Raw genomic sequence first — 18,312 nt, 5'->3', positions numbered from 1 at the left:
CGGTTACCGCAACCGCGCGGTCGATCGGAATATGTGATGCTGAGATCCGGCTCGGCACCGGGAGGAGAGGGACATGCGGCACGGCCACCCCAGCGACGATGAGTTGCGAAAGAATTTCGACGAGGTGCTCGCGCATGTCCTGGCGGGTCGTGGCGTGCACACCGCCACCGGTCTCGACGACGACACCCAGGACGCGCTCTGGGCGATCGCCGAGGCGTACCCCAACGCCACCCCCGACCTGATCGACGCCGCCCGGCAAGCCTTCGCCGGTCAGCTGGACGGCAGCAATGCCGAACGCTGGCAAGAGGAAATGGACAACTGGTTTGAAGGACGCGAGGAGCGCAAGGCCGCCCGCGAACGACAGCCGGGCTCGGCCGAGGGCAGCTGACGGACCGACCAGGCTCGCCCCGGCGGCGGCACCGTCGCGGGCCGAGGAGAAGATTGCGTGTGACGATTCCCCCTGACCACAGCGAAAACCACACCGGCGCAGCCACATCCGCCGGACTCGTCCCCCCGGCGGCCGAGGCCGAGGAGCTCATCGAAGTCTTCGAGGCCCCCGCCGATTCGGATCCCGACATCGGCTTCAGCATGACCGCCCCGGTGATCGACATCCCGCAGCGCGCCCGCAACCTGGCCCACCGCATCGCGGGGGAGTTGCGCGAGTTGGGCCCGCAGGGCTGGGTGCACCTGAGCGCCGCCTTCGCCCTCACGGTCAACGGCCAGCGGACGCGGGTCGTGTTCTCCGACGATCAACAGCGCAGTGCCCAGATCCTGCCGCCCACGGAGATCCTCGCCCTGGTGGCCGAGCATCGTAAGCTCTCCGCCGAACTCGGCGATCCCTGGTGGCGGCTCGAATTGGAGGTCACCGCCGCGGGCGAACTCACCGTCGACCACGACTACGGCGACGAGCCGTTCCCGGCCGACCAGATGTTCGCCCCGCAGGACTACCTCGCCGACCTGGCGGCCCACCCGCGCGACGAGCTACCCATGTGGCTGGCCGCGTACCTGCGCCACGACGACCGCCAGTCCCGCGATCCGCGCCAGGCCGCCATCGCCGCGCGCGCGGACCGCGAATCCGGTTATCTCCCCGTGGTTTCCGAGGACGGCTTCCCGAATTTCCCACTGCTGTGGTCGCGTTGGGCCGCCATCTCCGCCGCCTTCGTGGCGGTGGGCTCCGAGTGGGGCCCCCGGGTGCTTCCGTCCTTCGGCTGGTTCGAGGGTTCGCGCCGATCCGGTTCGTCGCTGTACCTGCTGCCCGGTGGCCGCGCGGTCCTGTCCGGAGGTGTCTGGAACGCACCGGAATTGGTGGCCGCCTACAACGGTCGCGCCGCCCTGCCGCGCCCGTTCGCGGGCGCACCGGAGTGGGTCGCCAACCCGGTGCTGAACACCCGCGCGGCCGGTGGTCTGCTCACCTTCTGCTACTGGTGGGAGCGTGGCCGCTGGTATCGCGGCGAATCCCCGGCCGCCGCCGACGTGGCCGCCGCGGTCCCGGGCATCTGGACGACCGCCACCGTCGCCGACGTGATCAGCGGACTCATCGCCGAGGCACCCACCGACGAACAGCGCTCGGCTGTAGCGGAATTCGTGGCCGCCGCAGAACGCTCCGATGTCACCCGCGCCGTCCTCGCGTCCGCCTTCGGACCCACCGCGGACCTCGACGGCGCGCACTACCAGCTGACCCTGGCCGGGGTGGCCAGGCTGGGTCCGGACCCCCTGCCGGAGTCCGAGGCCCTGGACGCGGTCCGTCACCAGGTGCGCACCGCGGGCACGGACACCTCCGCCTATCCGCTGGATCGCCTTCGCGCCGAACGGCTTCCGGTCGGCTGGATGGTGTACGTGCCCACCGAGCCGGACGAGCTGGTGATCGATCGGGCCCTCTACTACGTCGCCGACGACGGTGTGGTGGAGCAGACCACCTCCAGCATGCCCGCCTCGGTCTACCTGCCGGGCATGGAACAGCGGTTCCGCCAACGACATTCGCAGTGAGACGGGTCGAACGACTGTGGCATCTGCGGCGACGACCCGTAATCTTTCAGGCGTTGGTCGAGTTAGGAGCGGTACATGGGTGACACCTACAACCCTTGGCTCGGGCTGTCGCGGGACGCGCACTCGAGACACGACCGGCTGCAGTTGGACCCGGGCTCGGCCGAGGCGGGCGCCAAGTACGCCGCCGAGGCCATCAACGCGCTCAACGCGGCCCGGGGCTACGCCTATCTGCTCGATCAGTACTCCGGTTTCAGCAATAACGGTGTCCTGCAGTCGGCCCTGAACCTCCAGGATCGGTTCGCCAAGGAGGGCGGCCGGGTCGCCGGGATCATCGACGACTACGTCGCCCTGTTGAACGCCATGGGCGACACCTTCGTGGCGGCGGGCAAGTCCTACCGCGAGACCGACGATCAATCGAAGTCGGACTTCGACAAGCTCAAGACCCAGGCCGTCGTCGACATGCACTTCGACGGCATCCCGCTGGACGGCACCACGCACCTGTCGAGCTGGTCGGACGCCTCGTCCCCGACGCCCTCCGACAGCAACGGCATGGGCGATATGGCCAAGGTGGCCAAGGAGAAATCGGGTCGCTACACCGATCCGATCGGCTCCGAGGACCCGACCCACCACGGCGGCAAGTGGTTCTTCGACGTGGGCCAGGGCATCGACCCGACGCCGATCGCCAATCGCAGCGCCCTGTGGAAGTGGATCGCGCAGGTTGTCGGCTCCTCGTTCGAGACCCTGACCGGCGCGGTCAAAAGGCTGGAGTCCGACGGTCATTGGACCGGCAAGGGCGCCGACGCCGCGGTCGCGGCGTGTCAGGCATTCGAGGCACAGGGCACGGCCTTCGCCACCGACCTGTGGGCCGTCGCCGAGAACCTGCTCTACACCGCCACCTGGCTGAACCAGACCAAGGCCGGCATGCCGCGCCACTGGGAGGACAGCTTCAAGGGCACCTCCACCGAGACCTACATCATCAATACCGGCACCGCCGCCTTCACCGCCTGGTACATCCCGGGAATCGGCAACTCCAGCACCACGATTCCGATCCTGGTGGATCCCACCAAACCGCCCACGCAGAATCCCTCGGACGATCCGCGCTCGGATTACGGTGGCTCCCGGCCGGATCCACGCTCGGGCGGCCCGACCGGACGGGTCTCGCCAACCGGCCCGGGCGGCGGCGACCCGGGCGCGAAGAGGCCGGGCGGGAAGACCGACCCCAAGGGCGCGCATCCGAGCAAGGACGACCCGAACAAGGATCACAAGGATCCGAACGGCAAGGACCACAAGGACCCCAACGGCAAGGATCCGAACGGTAAGGACCCCAACGGCAAGGATCCGACGGGTAAGAACCCAGACGGCAAGAACCCGACCGGCACCTCGCCAAACGGCTCGAATCCGGATGGCACCAACTCGAATTCGTCGAATCCGAGCTCCTCGTCGAATTCGGGCACGTCCGCGCTGTCGGGCCTGCAGAGCGCGCTGCAATCACTGACCTCCACGGGTTCGCAGAGCACCGATCAGAAAAAGGCGCAGGAGCTCAAGGATCAGCTCAAGGATTCGCCGCTGACCAACCTGCTCGACAACCTGAAGACGCCGGCCGGCGGTTCCCCCGGCGGCGGCGGTCCCGGCGGTGGTGCCCCGCTCAAGCCGCTCGCCGACGTGGCCAATGCGCGCCTGTTCCCGCGCGCGGCCGTGGCCGAAGAGGCGTTGGAGGGCAATATCGCCGGTGCCGCCCGCGCGGGCGTCGCCTCCGGTACCAGCACCGGCGGCATGGGCGGCGGCATGGGCGGCATGGGCCACGGCGGCAGTGGCGCGCACGGAGCCCAGGGCAAGGAGCACAAGCGCCCCGACTTCCTGGATTCCAACGAGTACCTCGACGAGGCCATGGGCACCGCGCCGATCGTGGCGAAGCCCGTGGTGGAGGGCTGAATTCGTGCTCCGGACCTGGAAATTCACCGATCTCGAGCTGCTGTCGCTGTGGCAGGGCCTGGGTGAGGAGTTCCTGCCGCACCCGCTGACCTTCGCCAGCCGCACCCAGTGGTGGAACGACCACCTGGCGAACATGGCCCGCGCCCGCGAGAGCCTGCGCGCTCGGGAGGCCGAGGACGAGGCCGATTACACCGAGGTGCTGCACGCCCTGCTCCGGCCGGAGGTGCGGGTCGAGGTGCACGGCTGGGACGGCCGCGATCGCCTCTCGGCGTCGGGCACCATTCGCCTGCTCGGCATCCGCTCGGGTGAGGCCGGGTACCTGCTGGTGCAGCATCCGGGTGAAACCTACCGGCACAGCAGCGGTTTCACGCTGTCGGAGTTCTATGCCGAGGAACTGGCCGAGCGCGTGGTGGCGGCGCTGCCGGACACCCCGGCGGGCCGCGACTTCCCGGGTGCGCAGGGCGGCGATCTGGTGCTCGCCGAGACCGAGGACACCGATCAGACCGACTACGACTTCGGCATGTCGCCCGCACACGAAACCCTGGAGGGCACCGTCGTCACCCGCGCCGCCGACTTCCTGGCCGCGCCCACGCCGAGCCAGGGCACCATCGAAGTGGTCCAGGGCCGTTCACGTTTCGGCCCGCGCGGCATCGCCCGCTATCGACTGCAGTGGCGCGACCTCGAGGACGACGGACGCTACGTGATCATCGGCGAGCATCCCCCGGTGGCCGCCGCGGCCGACCGCCGCCGCCTGGTTCAGGTGCTGGACGACCACATCGCCGAGGTGGTGCAGGTGATGGCCGATGAGTGAAGGGAACGACCCCATGGAATCCCAGGACCTCCCCGCCGCATCCACGGACACCCCGGCAGCCCCCGACTTCCCGACCGAGTTCACCCTGTCCTCGCGCACCGGCGCGATCGTGGTGACCACCACGGAAGCTGGCCTGCCCCGGGCGATTTCGGTGGAACGGGATCGCCTGCGCGAGGACCCGCAGCTGCTGGCCGCGGAGATTCTGCGCCTGTGCCGCCAGTCCGCGGCCCGCGCCGGGGTCGAGCGGCGTGCCCAGCTGCAAGCCGCCGGTCTCGCGCCCGAACTGTTGGCGCTGACCGGTTTACCGACCATGGCAGAGGTGACTCGCCAGGAATATGTCGAGGAACAGGAGTACGAGACCGAGCCCGACAGCTGGCTGCGACCGATCTGAACCGAGTGAGATATCCAGTGCGCCAGCATGGTTGGATATCGGACGTGACAACTGGTTTCGGGAGGCGCGGGTAACTCGCCGGGCACGCCCAAAATTGTTGTGGCACTGTATGTTGGCGCGGGTGTATGGCGTTGGACGCTCCCCGAGCCGTCCGCTGAAGTTCCGGGGAGGCGGAGTTGTATACCCGGCGTTCACCGGTCTGTTCGTCAGTTCGTGAACTCTTCCCTATGCCGGGCGAATGTCCGCTCTGTATAGTTCGATTTGAAATGATCTTCCCGATGGGGGTCTCATGAGCAGCCATCTCGTTGCCACACCGGAAGCGATCCGCGCCTACGGAGACGCCTCGGCCACCATGGCGAGCGCCGTCGCCGGTGCCGCCGCGGTCGATCAGGTCGCCACGGTCGCCGGATTGGTCCCGGTCTTCGGTCTGATCGGACAGGACTTTCTCCTGAGTTACGCGGGCGCGCAAGCCAATCACCTGGCCTCGGTGGCCGAACTGGCCGCCGTGCACGCCGGCACCGCGGTCACCGCCCACGAGGCGGCGGCGGGCTACCAGGCCACCGACGAGGCCGCGGGCGTCGATTTCCTCTCGTTGTCGCGGGACCTGTGAGCGCGCCGTTCGACCCGGGCTCGACGGGAGCCGCCCAGGCCACGCCGACCGTCGCCACCGGCCAGTCGGTGGCGGATGCCTTGCGCGACACCAACTTCGCGCCGCTGCTGGACAGCCCGGTGGGCGATGTCCTGCAGACGCTCGGCCTGCCCGCGCTGCCGCAGCTGCCGTCGATCCCGCCGCTGCCGGATATGCCGCCGCTGCCCACCCTGGATCTGACCGCGCTCACCAAGCCGCTCACCGATCTGGCCTCCGCGTTCGGCACCGGGCAACTGGGTCAGGGCCTGGACGCCACGCAGATGCTCTCGGGCGTGTCGAGCGCGCTGCAGCAGGTGATGTCGATCGCCCAGTCGGTCATGTCGCTGGCCAACTCGAATTCCTGGCAGGGCTCCGGCGCGACCGGCGCGGCCGAGAAGGGCACGGCGGCACAGACGAACGCGCTCGAGCTGGAAGCCCAGAACGGACAGCAGAAGACGGTGATGGCGGGCGCGGCGACCTCGGTGGCCACCGGCGCGGCGACCATGTCGGCCATCATCGCCAAGTTCGTCACCGGCGTCACCATGGCCGCCCCGTTCATCGCCACCCCGCCCGGGCAGGCGTTCCTGCTGTCGTTGGCCACCGAGACGGGTGTGGAGGCGACCGCCACCGTGGCCAAGACCCGCGCGGAAATGACGGTGCACAGCGCGAATATGACCACCGCCGGACACAAGGTGAAGGTCACCGACGCCCCGAAGGGCGTGGACTCGCTGTCGCAGGTGACGCAGCTGCTGAGCCTGATCTCGCCGGTGAGCAGTGCGGCCAGCACGGGCGTGCAGCAATTGCAGCAGTTGCAGTCGATCAGCCAGACCTCCCAGGTGGATCCGACCCCGGAAGCCGAACCGATTGCCGCCAAGACGGATTCGGGCGGTCTCGGCGGCGGTCTCGCCCCGATCGGCGGTCTCGGCGGAGCGGGCACGCCCTCGACCCCGCTGGGCCAGGCCAGCCCCCGCACCATGAGCACGACCACCACGCCGCCCGTTCCGGCTCCCGCGCCGGTGTCGGCCACCGGAGGCGTGGGCATGGGCGGCGGCATGGTGCCGCCCATGGGTGCCGCCGCGGGTGCGTCCGCGCAGGCCGGTGACGCCGACGAGGAAGTCCGCACGAATATGGTCACCGCCGAGCACGGCGACGAGGTCGTGGGCGAGCTGGGCTACACCGGTGTGCCGGTGGTCGGCGCGGTCGGCACCAACGGCCCGCGTCCCGCACAGTCGTGAAACCCAGTCGGTATCGGTCGGTGCGACGCGATAAGATGCGCTGAAAAGGGAGGGACGATGAGCGAATTCAACTTGCGCGGCGTACGTTTCGACGCCGATGAGGTCCTGGCCGCGGCCGCGGACCTGGAGGCCATGGCCGATCGCCTGGAGGCAGCACTCGGCGCGGACGGCGAGGCCCTGGCCGTCCCCGCCGCTGGATCCGACAAGGTATCCCTGGCCGCCGCCGACACCCTGACCGCGGTCGGCGCATCCTTCGTCAGCCAGAGTGCTTCCGGCGTGGACGAACTGCGCAAACTAGCCGCGGTCGTCCGCGACCAGGCCCACACCTTCGGCCAGGTCGAAACCGCCAACGCGGTGGACTTCACCAACCTCTGATCCAGCTCGGCCGCGAAGCCCTGGGAACTCCAGCCGGTTTCGCGGTGATCCGACCGGATGCGCGAATCGGGGAGCCCGCCTGGGCTGGGGAGCCCTCGTCGGGCTCGGGGCGCGTCTGCGGATGACGGACTCTCGCGAGGTACCGGGAGTGGGGCTCGGCGCTGCGCTCCGGCTTGCGCCTGAGAGCGCTCGGAGGCGGGTCCCTACGGGTGCTCGATCGTGGTGGGAAGCGGTTCCGCGGCTTCCGATTCGGGCTCGAAGGGCGGGGTGGAGCCGGCGAGGCTGAGGTAGCCGTTGACGCTCTGGGTGAGGGCGAAACCGAATCCATCGGGGGTGCGCGCGTACGCCGCGCGCGGGAGCTGGTTCGGGTCGGAGCTGGTGGCCCAGCCCTGCTCGGTCCACGCGCGCAGCACCGACTCGAAATACCGTTCCGATGTTTCGGGCGTGGTGCCCAGCACCCAGTACCTGATGTCCAGGAAGCGCAGCGGGCTGTCGGGATCGCCGTCGTCCCAGGGCAGGGTGACGCCACGGTGGAAAACCGCCTTGGGCAGGTCCGGATGCCGGACCGTCAGCGACAGCTCCGCGGGCAACGCGCGCAGGGTCTCGCCGAGGTGCCGCAGTAGTTGTGCGCGGGCGGCACTCTGCGTTGTCGCCGTGGGCATCCGGTCCTCGTCTCCTCGCTTCGAAGGGCGCGCGCTCGGCCCCGTGGTGTGTGTTGTCACCGCAGCCGGTGCGCGTTGCCGGTCAGGATCATGCCCAGGATCCGGTAGGAATCGTGGGCGGCGCTGAAGTAGTTCTTGCCGCCGTGATCGTCCGGATTCCAGCCCAGCCGGGTCTGCGTGGGCTGGCTGCCCGACTCGAAAACCCTAGCGCCGTACCCCGGATCACTGGGCAGGGGACCGTGGGTGGGCGGCATCAGCACCAGCGAGTCGTACTCGGCCATGGTCGCGAACACGTGGTCGCCGATCTCGGTCGGATCGACACCGGTCAGTCGGAGATCCCCGACATGCGTGACACCACTGCCGATGGCACCGATGAAAACCACCGTGTCGGTGTTCAATTCCTGCCCGTGCCCGGCCGCGTGCCCCGCGGTGACACCGCCGTACGAGTGCGCGATGGTGGTGATGTTCGCGGGCGGCCCCTGATGGGTGGCCCGCAGCCCGTCGTGGAACTCGCGCAGCTTCGCCGCACCGCCCTCGCCGTGCTCGGAGTGCATGCCCTGGACCAGCGAATTCGGATTGTTGTAGGCGCCGAACAGGATGACCGACGTCTCCGCGGTCGGGTCGATCGCCAGGGCGGCCTGCCGCACCTGGGCCAGCGTCTCGAGCGCGTACCCGACACCGCTGCGTCGCCGGAACGCACCGGCCACTTCGACGGCCACGTTCTGGGCGGTATCCGGATCGCCCAGCGCGTAGATGTACTGGAGTTTCTCGTCGATATACGCCAGGTGCACGGCGGGCATGCCCTCCTCGGTCGGCAGGCTCAGGTAGTTGTCCCACATGTCCCGGAGGATGTCGAGGCGCTCCTGGATCCGCTTGCGCTCGGCCAGCACCTCCGGCGTCTCGGGTTCGGCCTGAGCCCGCAGCATGTCCTGCTCGGCCTGGTGCCGCAGCATGTCGAAGGTTTGCCGGTTGTAATGATCGCGGTCGGCGTGCGGTATGCCGTCGCGGTTTCCGATGAACGGATCCGCGCGATGCCACGCGTCGCGTTCCTCGGGGGAGAGGTGCTGCCATTCGTCGTGCAGCTGGTGCGGATCGATCGGCAGTCGGTGGTCGGGATCGGTGGGGAGCCCGATGTCCGGCGCCGGCGTGTGGTCGGGGTACTCGTGTGTGCTGGGCGGCCACCGGAACCAGCGCTCACCGGTTCGGGGATCCTGGACCACGTGCGGGTCGTCCGTGAGCCGCAGCGGTCCCGACTCCGCCCGCTGGGGGTGCGCGAGATGCTCGGCCATCTCGGCCCGATAGACCATGTGGGTCCGCATGATCGCGCCGTGGGTCGGGATGGACAGGTAGTCGAGCGCGTCCGCGGCCCGGCGTTCGAGGCGGACCGTCTCGACGTATTCCCTATCGGCGGTGGGCAATTCGGTCTCGCGACGGCCGACGTCGGCGAGCAGGTCCTCGACGTGCCCGCGGGCGTGCTCGGTCAGGTATTCGGCGACGAGCGCACGCCGGTCGGCCGCGCCCGGGGTGCCTTCCCGCAATCCGAGTCGTTCGACCAGGGCCAGCGCTTCCCGGCGGGTGGCGGGATCGTGCCCCGCCTGTGCCCCCTCGGCCAGTTCACGCAACTGTCGAATGCGGCCGAGGTCATGCTCGGTCGGGATGGCGTCGTGGTCCACCGGGCCGGGGCGCAGCACACCGGGGTCCGGTAGGCGCGTCTGATCGATCAGACGCGCCAGGTCCGGATCGTGCTGGGCCAGTAGCCGTTCCACGGTGGGCGCGTGCTCGGGATCGTGCAGACCCAGGTGGTGCATCAGGTCGATCAGGTCGCGGCGCAGGGGCGCCAGGAGATGCGGTTTGACGCGCGCCGCGACGCCCTCGCCGATCTGGTCGACCAGGACCCGCAGCTCGGCGAAGCGGCCGCCCAGGTGTGAGGTCAGCCGGGTGGGGCGGTCGTCGGTGCGGTCGGTGAGTACGTGGTCGTCCTGTTCGAGTCGGATTTCGGCCAGTTCGTGTGCCACCGCGCGGACCACATCCTCGTCGCGGGCGTGCGGGGAGACCTGGATGTCGTAACCGGTGACCCGACCGGATTCGTCGGTGCGCCAGGTGAATTCGGCGACGGCGTTGTCTCGGGTCGGCCCGACCTCCACGGTGATGTCGAGGGTCCGGCCGTCGTGGTGCATTTCGAAGCGGCTCGCCTCGGGATTCCAGACGACGTCCTCGGGCTGGATCAGCCGCAGATTGCCCTCGACCTTGTCGACCACGTTCTCCCGCGTCAGCGGTTCCGCGCCCTCGGGTCGCGCGTCACCCCGGAATTCGCCGACCGGGCTCGCCGTGCCGTGCTCTGTCGACGGTGTCTCGGTGCGCGGCGTTTCGGGGTGGGGTGTCTCGGTGTGGGGTGCTTCCGGAGTCGAATATCCTTGCTCGCCGGTGGAATGCGGGTCGTAGGTGATCACCATCCGGTGTTCGGGCAACGGCGGGTTGTAGGTCGCCATCACCTTGGTGTTCAGCTTGTTGCTGGCACCGGCGTCGATGGTGTAGTCGTAATTCTCATTGCCGGGCGGCGGGAATGTCTCCTCGGTCTGACGGAACGGGTTCTCCGCGTCCCGGTAGTGCCATTCGATGGCCTCCCACAGCTTGGTGCCCAGAATGTGGTGGCGATCGCCCTCCTCGCCGCCGAGCTTCTCGGGCTTCATGTCCCACTGCACCTCGACTCGCCCACCGGGAGCGAGGGTTTCGGGCAGTCGCGCGGCGATGTCGCGGTAGACATGCTCGGGCAGGTCAGCGCTGACATTGTTGATGAAGATCCGCGCCACCTCGCCGGTGGGCGCGGCGCTCAGGATATTGCCCTGGGTGAGCAGGTCGCCGAAGACCATGACGGTGCCCGGCTCGGTCAGCGGTCCGGGATCGAGGATGCCGAGATCGCGTCGACGCTGGCCCTTGATGGGGAATTCGGAGGCCAGCTCGGTCTTGATGATCAGGCCGCGGCCGGCACGGTCGGCGGCCGGGGTCATCTCGACGGCGAAGGCGCTGCGGCCGACGCCGATATCGATGGTGTGGCCCTCGACGCCCGTGGCGGGCAGTCGCTCGTGCTGGATGCGAGTGTTGTTCTCGCCGAAGACATTCTGGTCCAACGGCAGTCGATGCTGCGGCCGTGGTCGCGACAGCACCTCGACGGCGGACTTGCCGTCCACGGCGTCGTGCACGACCACCGTGTACTCGACATTGAGCCCGTTCTCGCCCGCGCCGCGATTGGCGCTGTCCACCTGGCGCAGGAAGTCGCCGAGGTTGGTGGCCTCGCCGTCGATGACGAGCACGCCGGTGGCGTGGTCCATTACGGCATTGATCCGGTCCATGCCGGACGCGACCCTATCGGCGGCGTCGTACATGTCGTGGAAGACCTGTGTGCCGATGGCCTCGTGGAATTTCTCGGGCATATCGTCGCGGAAGCGCGCGATGGCCATCTTCATCGCCTCGGCGCGGTCGCCGGGGCTCAGCGTCGGGTCATTGATCGCCGCGTTGAGCGGGTCGAGCGCGTTGAGCAGGTATTCGATATCGACGGTCTTGCGGGCGGCCCTGGTGCTGTTATCGAAGAGCGGGTCGAAGACGCGGCGCGCCATTTCCTCGCGCATGCGCCCGTCGAGTGCCAGCTGCTCGGCCCGCACCACATCGGCCACACGATCGCCGGACAGCGAGTGCTCCAACTGATTCAGATGCTCTGCGCTGGAGTGTTCGAAGGTGTCTTCGGTCAGGTGGGTGTCGAAGATCGGCCGATGTTTGTGCAGGCCCAGCTCTTCGAGCTTGAGTCGCTGCGCGACCTCCGGATCGTGCCTGGTCAGTAGGTCGCGCACGGTGGCCGCGTGGTCGCTATCGTTCATCCCGAGGTGTTCGGCGAGGTCGCGCAGGTCCTGACGCAGTTGTGGAAGTTCGTGCGCGCGAGCCGGATCGGCGCTGGCGCGGTCGATATGCGCTTCGAGCACCCGCATTTCGGCGAACCGGCCACCCAGGTGGGGGGTCATGGTCGAGGGCCGATCGTCGTGCGGATCGATCAGGATGTTCGGGTCCTGCGACAGGCGGATCTCGGCCAGTTCGTGCGCGAGCGCCCGCACCACGTCCTCGTTGCGAGCCCGCTCCGAGAGCACCACGTCATACCCGGAACCGTCTGCCCGAGCGTGGAATTCGGCCACATTGCCGTCACTGGTGGTGCCCACGGTGACCTTCACGGTGCCACCGTCGCCGGGGAGCAGGAAGTGGTGCTCGTCGCGGTTCCAGGCGACGCCCTCCGGGGTGATGAGCCCCAGATTGTCCCGGATCTGGTCGAGCACGAACTCCGGCTGCAGATTCTCCGCGCCCTCACGAGCGTCGCCGTGGAAGTCGCCGATCGGGCTGGCATTTCCGTGGTCGGTGTCCTGGTCGTGCGGGAGCGACGCCCCTTCGTGCTCCGAGACGCCGTGTGTGGCAGTGGAATCCGGGTCGTAGACCATGATCCACCGATGCTCGGGCTGCGGAGGCGAAAACCCAGCCATCCGCTCGTGCGGCAGCTCGTTACTGGAGCCCGCGTCGATGGTGTAGTAGTAGTCCGGATTGCCGGGGTGCGGGAACTCCTTGCGCTCCACCAGCTTGAACGGACTCCCGCCGTCGGGGTACGGCGCTTCCATCGCCTCCCACAGCTTGGTGCCCAGAATGTGCTTCCGATCGCCCTCCTCGCCGCCGGGCTTCTCGGGCTTCATGTCCCACTGGATCTCGATTTGGCCGCCGGGAGCCATAATCTTCGAAAGGTGTTCGGCGATAGGGTGATACGCCTCGTCTGGGAGCTTGGCGCTGACATTGTTGATGAACACGCGCGCGATGTCCCCGCCGAGCAGGTGCCCATTGCCCAGCAGATCGCCGTACACCATGACCGAGCCGGGTTCCATGAGCGGTCCCGCGTCGAGGATGCCGAGATCGCGGCGGCGCTGCCCGCCGATCGCGGCGTCGGTGAGTTCGGTCTTGATGATCAGCCCGCCACCGGCCTTGTCGGATGCCGGGGTCATCTCGACGGCGAATGCGCCGCGGCCGACACCGACATCGATGGTGTGCCCGCCCGCCGCGGCCGCCGGGGCGGATGGCCGGGGTTGGTGGTCGATGGGATGGTTGTCGTCGCCGAACCGGTACTGCTCCAGGGGAAGTCGATGCTGCGGCTGCGGGCGGGGGAGTACCTCGACCGTGGACAGCCCGTCCACCGCGTCGTGCAGGATGACCGTGTACTCGACGGTGAGGTTGTTGTCGGTCGCGCCCCGGTTGGCGCGGTCGATGCCGTGCAGGAAATCGGCGAGGGTGGTCTGCTCGCCGCCGATGGTCATGCGCCCGGTCGCGTGGTCGATGACGCCGGTGACGCGGTCGGGCGCGGTGGCGAAGGCGTCCGCGGCGGCGTGCATGCGCGCGAAGCGCTCGGGGCCGAGGGCGTCGCGCGCCGACTGCGGCATGCCGTCGTGGAAGGCGTCGATCGCCCGGTGAATGGCGGCGGCCTGCTCGTGCCCGCGCAGCGTCGGATGGTTGATGGCCGCGTTGACCGGGTCCAGCGCGGGGAGCAGCCCGGGCACCTGCTTGCGGGGGGCCCTGGCCTCTTCTTCGAAGATCGGCTCGAAGACTCGACGGGAAAGCTCCTCGCGCATCCGGCCGTTGAGGCCCTGCTGTTCGGCGCGCAGGAGATCTTCGGCGTGGTCGCCGGTCATCAGCTCGTGCAGTCGGTCGAGATGTTGCTCGGCCGCGTGCTGGAACTCGTCCTCGGTGAGGTGTTGGTCGAAGGTCGGCCGCTCGGCGAGCACACCCTCGGCCTCCAGCTGCAGCCGGTGCGCGAGGTCCGGATCATGCTCGGCCAGTAGCCGTTCCACGGTCGGCGCGTGCTCGGAATCGTTGAACCCGAGATGATCCAACAGGTCGTGCAGGTCGTGCCGCAACCTGGGGAGCTGTTCCGCCCGGGCCGGGTTCATGGTGGCGTGATCGATCTGCGTGGTGAGCGTCCGCAGCTCGGCGAAGCGTCCGCCGAGCTGGGTGGACATCCGGGTGGGTCGATCATCGTGCGGATCGATCAGGATGTCCGGGTCCTGCGACAGACGGATCTCGGCCAGTTCGTGGGCGAGCGCGCGCACGACATCCTCGTTGCGGGCGTGCTTCGACAGCCGCACGTCGTAACCGTCGGCGCTGGGCCGGAATTCGGCCACATTCCGGTTCGACGTCTCGCCGACCTCGATCCGGACGACGCGCCCGTCGGACAGGACGAAATGACCCTTCTCCGGATTCCACGACATCCCTTCGGGTGTCATGATCCGCAGGCCTTCCTGAATCTGGCCGTGCACGTCCGTGAGTGTGAGTTCGCCGGAGCCGCGGTTGTTTCCGTGGAAGTCGCCGACCGGACCGGCCGCGGCGGGCGCGTACTCGCGGGCGTCCGGACGGGCGTGTGGTGGCGTGTCGACGGGAAACGGGAAGATGGCCACGCCATCCGGATGCTCACCCGGGGAACCTGCGCGGTCATCGGGGGATACGCGGTGATCGCCGGGCAGCCCGCCGCGGTCGTCTGCCGGACCGTCGTTGTCGCGGGACCTGGCGGCATGGTCCCCGGGGCGGTCGGCCTGCTCCCCGGGACGGGCGGTGCGGTCGCCGGGTCGGTCGGTGTGATCGCCGGGCCGGCCGACCCGATCGCCGGATTGGTCGGCTCGGTCGTGCGTGGTGGCGGTCGGTTCGACCGGCTCTCGCGTCGTGTCGCCGGAGAGGTTCAGGAAGTCGTTGGACGCGTCCGCGGTCACCCGTTGCTCGTGATTGCCGGTGTTCGAGTCGGCCTGCCGCACAGTCGGTTCGACGCCGGTGCGGTGCGCCTGCACCGGGGCGTCGGGCCGGGTGGCGCGGTCGAGTCCGACTCCGGCGCGGCTGTCGGGGGTCCGGGGCGAACCGCCATCCGTGGGCTTGGGGGCGGTGCCGTCCGTGGCTCTGGGGGCACTGCCGTCGGCGGGTTTGGGAATGCTGCCGTCCGTCGTACCGCGGGGTAGGTCGCGCGGTGCGGTGACCTTGGCCGGATCCGCTGCCGGGGACCGCGTTTCGCTGTTCGAGGTGCTGGTATCCGCCGACTTGCCGGGCTCGCCGATGGGACGGGTGCTGTTCTCGTTCGAGAAGTTCGTCGCCGTCGTGGAATTCGCGTCCCTGGATGCTTCCGAGGTGTGGTCGACAGTGGATTCTGTTGTGCGCGCGTCCATTCCGGTGTCGTGCACGCGACCGGTCGGGTCGATGGCGGACGTTGCGTCTCCGGCGCGATGTTCCGGAGTTCCGCTCGCATCCGCGCGTGTGGTGTCACCGGCTGACGAGTCGCCGACCGAGTGGGTGTCGGAGGCGCGATGCGCCCCGGAATCGGTTGCGCCGCCGGTGTCCTGCACATTCGGGTCCGCGGGCGCGCGGCGGCTGTCCGAGGTGAACGAGCCGTTGTTGTCGGACCGCTGGGAGTCGCCACTGTGGTCGGAGGACTGATCGTGGGCGGGTGGCGCGGTGTCGGTGGCGGTGGCCTCCGGCGCGCTGGCCGCGTGCAGACTGGGCCCGCCGGACTGCTGCCCGTGCGGGTTGTCGCCGCCACCGGACGAGTCACCGGTATTCCCGTGCTGCCCATTGCCATTCGGGTCGCCACCGGTGGCATGCTGCCCGTTCGCACTCGTATCCCCGGTGGTGTGCTGCCCGTCGGGGCTCGTATCCCCGGGGGCTCCGTGTTGTCCGTTCCCGTTCGGATCCCCGGTGGTGGCGTGCTGCCCATTGGCGCTCGTGTCGCCGGTGGTGCCGTGCTGGCCGTTGGCGTTCGTCTCGCCGGGGCTGCCGTGTTGTCCAGCGCCCGAGTCTCCGGGTGTGGTCTGTCCGTTGCCGGGCGCATCGACGTTGGCCGTCCGGCCGTCCGAGGTGGTGCCCGGCTGCTCGGGTACGTCGACCTTGGTGCTGGTTTCGCTGGGAGCGCGCACACTGCCATCGCCGCGTTCACTGCCCATGGGTGCTCCGGCGTGGGGGGATTCGCCGTTGTAGCCGTGCAGTCCACTGGGACCCGCACCCGCGAACGCGCCACCGGTGAGGGAGCGCGGGTCGAATGACCAGTCGCCGTTGACCAATCCATTGGCCAGCCAGCCCGCGCCCGCGCCGCCCGCTCCGGCGGCCGCGCCGGTGAGCATGCCGCTGAACGCGCCCTTGAAACCGCCTCCGGCCTCGCTGGGCAGGATGTGGTGCGCGCCAAGGCCGATCGCGCCGCCCGCACCGCCGGACAGCCCCGCGACCAGCGCATTCTTCCCGATCGCGCCGAGGTCGAAACCGTGCCCGTGCCCGTCCATGTTCTGAATGGACTGGACCAGCAATTCCTGGGTGGTGGCCTGGATGGTGGAGATGACCGCGCCCTTGCCGATCTCGTAGATGGCCTTGGTCAACACCTCCCGCAGCAGCGCATTGGTGATCCGGCTCTCGACCAGTTCCGCGATCCGGTCCGCGAACAGCTGGCCCAGCTTGCGGAAGGCGATGCGCGCCGACGCGAAGACCGCCGCCTCCGACTCCGGCGCGAAGGGCCCGGTGGCCGCGGCCCAGGCCAGCTCCCCGATCAGCCATCCGCCCGCGATATAGAAGTTGAGCTTCGCGCCTTGGAGCTGATCGCCGAATCCGTCGGCGGCCGTGGACAGCTGACGATAGTTGTCGCCGAACTCCTTGATCGAGCCGTGCCCGGTGCCGTCCCCGTCGCGTAGCGGCTTCAGCCATTTCAGGATCTCTTCGCCGCCGGTGCCGTCCGGGTAGGCCTTGCCGATCGCGCCGATCAGATGATCGAGGTCATCCAGAAGTTTATCGGCCTGTCCGCCAACCGATTCCAGGTCACGGGCCATGTGCCACATGGTGTCTTCGTTGCCATGCGGCCATTCGGAGCCCACCAACCAGCTCAGCCACTCGAGCCACGATGGAAACTCCAGCGCCACAGGCCACCTCACGCCGGTCGGGATCTGATCTTGGCCAGACCGACTGTGCCACAGCCAAGCAGGTGAACTCAACACGAACGCCGAATGAGTCACCGGTGACCGGCCCGCATACTCCCTGCGGTGATAGGGTCCGGCTGGAAGGAGGCCGCATGGGCGACATCTCGAGTGCACGCGAGGAACTGGACCGGCTGGGCGCGGCCCTGCGGGCGCAACTGGTCGAACTCATTACCGACCTGACCCCCGGCACCGACCTGAGCCTGCTGTTTCTCGACGATCCCACCGTCGTCGACTGGGCCGAACCGCCGCGCTACCACTATTCGGGGCTGATCCGCGGGCAGCGACCGGCACAGGTCCCACCCGCCGATATCGTCCAGCGCGCCGGCGCCCTGCTCGCTGCCGCGGGCTGGGAGGTCAGCGCGCAGGAGGTGGAGAACCGCGCTGTGCTGGTCACCGGTCACCGCGACGGCAGCACCATCGAAGTCCGTGTGAGCGACCAGAGTTCATCGGTGATGTTCAGCGGCCGAACCCCCGCCCTGGCCCTGCGCGCCGCGGGCGACTACCCCCGCCCCGAGCCGGCGCGTACACCCGAAACCCTGACCCCCGGCTACGTCCTCTGCTACGAGTGCGACGGCCTGGGTGCCTGCCCCGAATGCGACGGCCGGGGCCGACTGTCCAGCGGCCGCCTCTGCCCCGAATGCAACGGCTCCCGCTACTGCCCTATCTGCCGAGGCGCGGGCCAATTGGCCCCCTCCGAACTGTCACCCTTCCAGCGCACCTACTACCCCGAATTGCGCGGGCCCTCGGAGTAATTCACCAGCCGGAGTCGGTGGCTCCCCGCTTGTCTTGGTCCTCGGTCCACGCTTCGTAGCCCACCGCATTGCTGAAGTCGGGTCCGGGCTCGTGGAGCTGGGACAGCCGTTCCCGCGAGCGCGGGGGAGCGAGTGAGGCGGGTTCGACGGTCGGCGCTTGGGATTCGATATCCGGCATGCCCTCGATCAGTTCCGACAGCTTGGGCATCCGCGCCCGCTTGTCCCGCAACGGCTGCAACAGTTCTCGCCCCTGCCGCGCGACATCGGTCGCGGCGTTCTGCGCGGCCGTCGTCACCGCCTTGGCGATCTCCTCATAGCTCAGTTCGTCAATGTCGGAGGAGAACCGCGTGGCGATCACGACCCCGTCGGCGTTCACCGTGACCTGTACGCGCCCGCCCGCCGCCGAGGCGCTGGCGATCAACTTGGTCCGCTGGCGCGAGGCCTCCGCGATCTCCCGCATCTGCGCCGTGAACCCCTCGAGGATGTCGGCCTTCGCGAGTTCGCCGTTCTCCCTGACCATTTCGCCCGC

General features: G+C 68.9%; 12 protein-coding genes. 9 read left to right on the top strand and 3 right to left on the bottom strand.

Translation table 11 applies throughout. The features are described 5' to 3' along the window. The first annotated feature begins 73 nt into the window (after nt 1-73). The 8 genes from ABZV44_RS01400 to ABZV44_RS01365 all read left to right on the top strand — a co-directional run bounded on the left by ABZV44_RS01400 (nt 74) and on the right by ABZV44_RS01365 (nt 7,358). Complete coding sequence (locus ABZV44_RS01400; RefSeq protein ID WP_354830488.1) at nt 74-388, top strand: hypothetical protein; 315 nt, start codon at nt 74-76, stop codon at nt 386-388. Nucleotides 389-447: 59 nt separating this feature from the next. After that, nucleotides 448-1,986, top strand: a complete 1,539-nt coding sequence (locus ABZV44_RS01395; protein ID WP_354830487.1) for a hypothetical protein — start codon at nt 448-450, stop codon at nt 1,984-1,986. 75 nt (nt 1,987-2,061) lie between these two features. Beyond that, entirely contained in the window at nt 2,062-3,918 is a 1,857-nt protein-coding gene (locus tag ABZV44_RS01390; protein WP_354830485.1) for a hypothetical protein, read from the top strand. A 4-nt stretch (nt 3,919-3,922) separates the two neighbouring features. Then, nucleotides 3,923-4,729, top strand: a complete 807-nt coding sequence (locus tag ABZV44_RS01385; RefSeq protein ID WP_354830484.1) for an ESX secretion-associated protein EspG — start codon at nt 3,923-3,925, stop codon at nt 4,727-4,729. Beyond that, nucleotides 4,722-5,120: a hypothetical protein gene (locus tag ABZV44_RS01380; RefSeq protein WP_354830482.1), complete on the top strand. Its 399-nt coding sequence runs from the start codon at nt 4,722-4,724 to the stop codon at nt 5,118-5,120. The genes ABZV44_RS01385 and ABZV44_RS01380 overlap by 8 nt, the downstream gene beginning before the upstream one ends. Nucleotides 5,121-5,409: 289 nt before the next feature. After that, nucleotides 5,410-5,730: a type VII secretion target gene (locus tag ABZV44_RS01375; protein ID WP_354830480.1), complete on the top strand. Its 321-nt coding sequence runs from the start codon at nt 5,410-5,412 to the stop codon at nt 5,728-5,730. Continuing rightward, entirely contained in the window at nt 5,727-6,983 is a 1,257-nt protein-coding gene (locus ABZV44_RS01370; protein ID WP_354830478.1) for a hypothetical protein, read from the top strand. Before ABZV44_RS01375 ends, ABZV44_RS01370 begins: the two co-directional genes overlap by 4 nt. A gap of 57 nt (nt 6,984-7,040) precedes the next feature. Further along, a complete protein-coding gene (locus ABZV44_RS01365; RefSeq protein ID WP_354830476.1) occupies nt 7,041-7,358 on the top strand; it encodes a PE family protein in 318 nt (105 codons plus the stop codon). Between the two features lie 203 nt (nt 7,359-7,561). Here ABZV44_RS01365 and ABZV44_RS01360 read toward each other — a convergent pair whose 3' ends face one another. Both ABZV44_RS01360 and ABZV44_RS01355 read right to left on the bottom strand, forming a co-directional pair. Further along, nucleotides 7,562-8,020 carry a hypothetical protein gene (locus ABZV44_RS01360; RefSeq protein WP_354830474.1) on the bottom strand — a complete coding sequence of 153 codons (459 nt, stop codon included), beginning with the start codon at nt 8,018-8,020 and terminating at the stop codon, nt 7,562-7,564. A gap of 56 nt (nt 8,021-8,076) precedes the next feature. Then, nucleotides 8,077-16,884, bottom strand: a complete 8,808-nt coding sequence (locus ABZV44_RS01355) for an alpha/beta hydrolase (protein WP_354830473.1) — start codon at nt 16,882-16,884, stop codon at nt 8,077-8,079. Nucleotides 16,885-17,123: 239 nt separating this feature from the next. Here ABZV44_RS01355 and ABZV44_RS01350 point away from each other — a divergent pair, with 239 nt between their 5' ends. Continuing rightward, a complete protein-coding gene (locus ABZV44_RS01350) occupies nt 17,124-17,783 on the top strand; it encodes a hypothetical protein (protein WP_354830471.1) in 660 nt (219 codons plus the stop codon). Nucleotide 17,784: 1 nt separating this feature from the next. Here ABZV44_RS01350 and ABZV44_RS01345 read toward each other — a convergent pair whose 3' ends face one another. Continuing rightward, nucleotides 17,785-18,303, bottom strand: a complete 519-nt coding sequence (locus ABZV44_RS01345) for a YbaB/EbfC family nucleoid-associated protein (RefSeq protein WP_354830469.1) — start codon at nt 18,301-18,303, stop codon at nt 17,785-17,787. Between the last annotated feature and the right edge of the window lie 9 nt (nt 18,304-18,312).

The organism is Nocardia sp. NPDC004860, assembly GCF_040609015.1.
Classification (GTDB): domain Bacteria; phylum Actinomycetota; class Actinomycetes; order Mycobacteriales; family Mycobacteriaceae; genus Nocardia.
The sequence above is the reverse complement of the archived record's forward strand: the minus strand, read 5'-3'. Positions and strand labels throughout refer to the sequence as shown.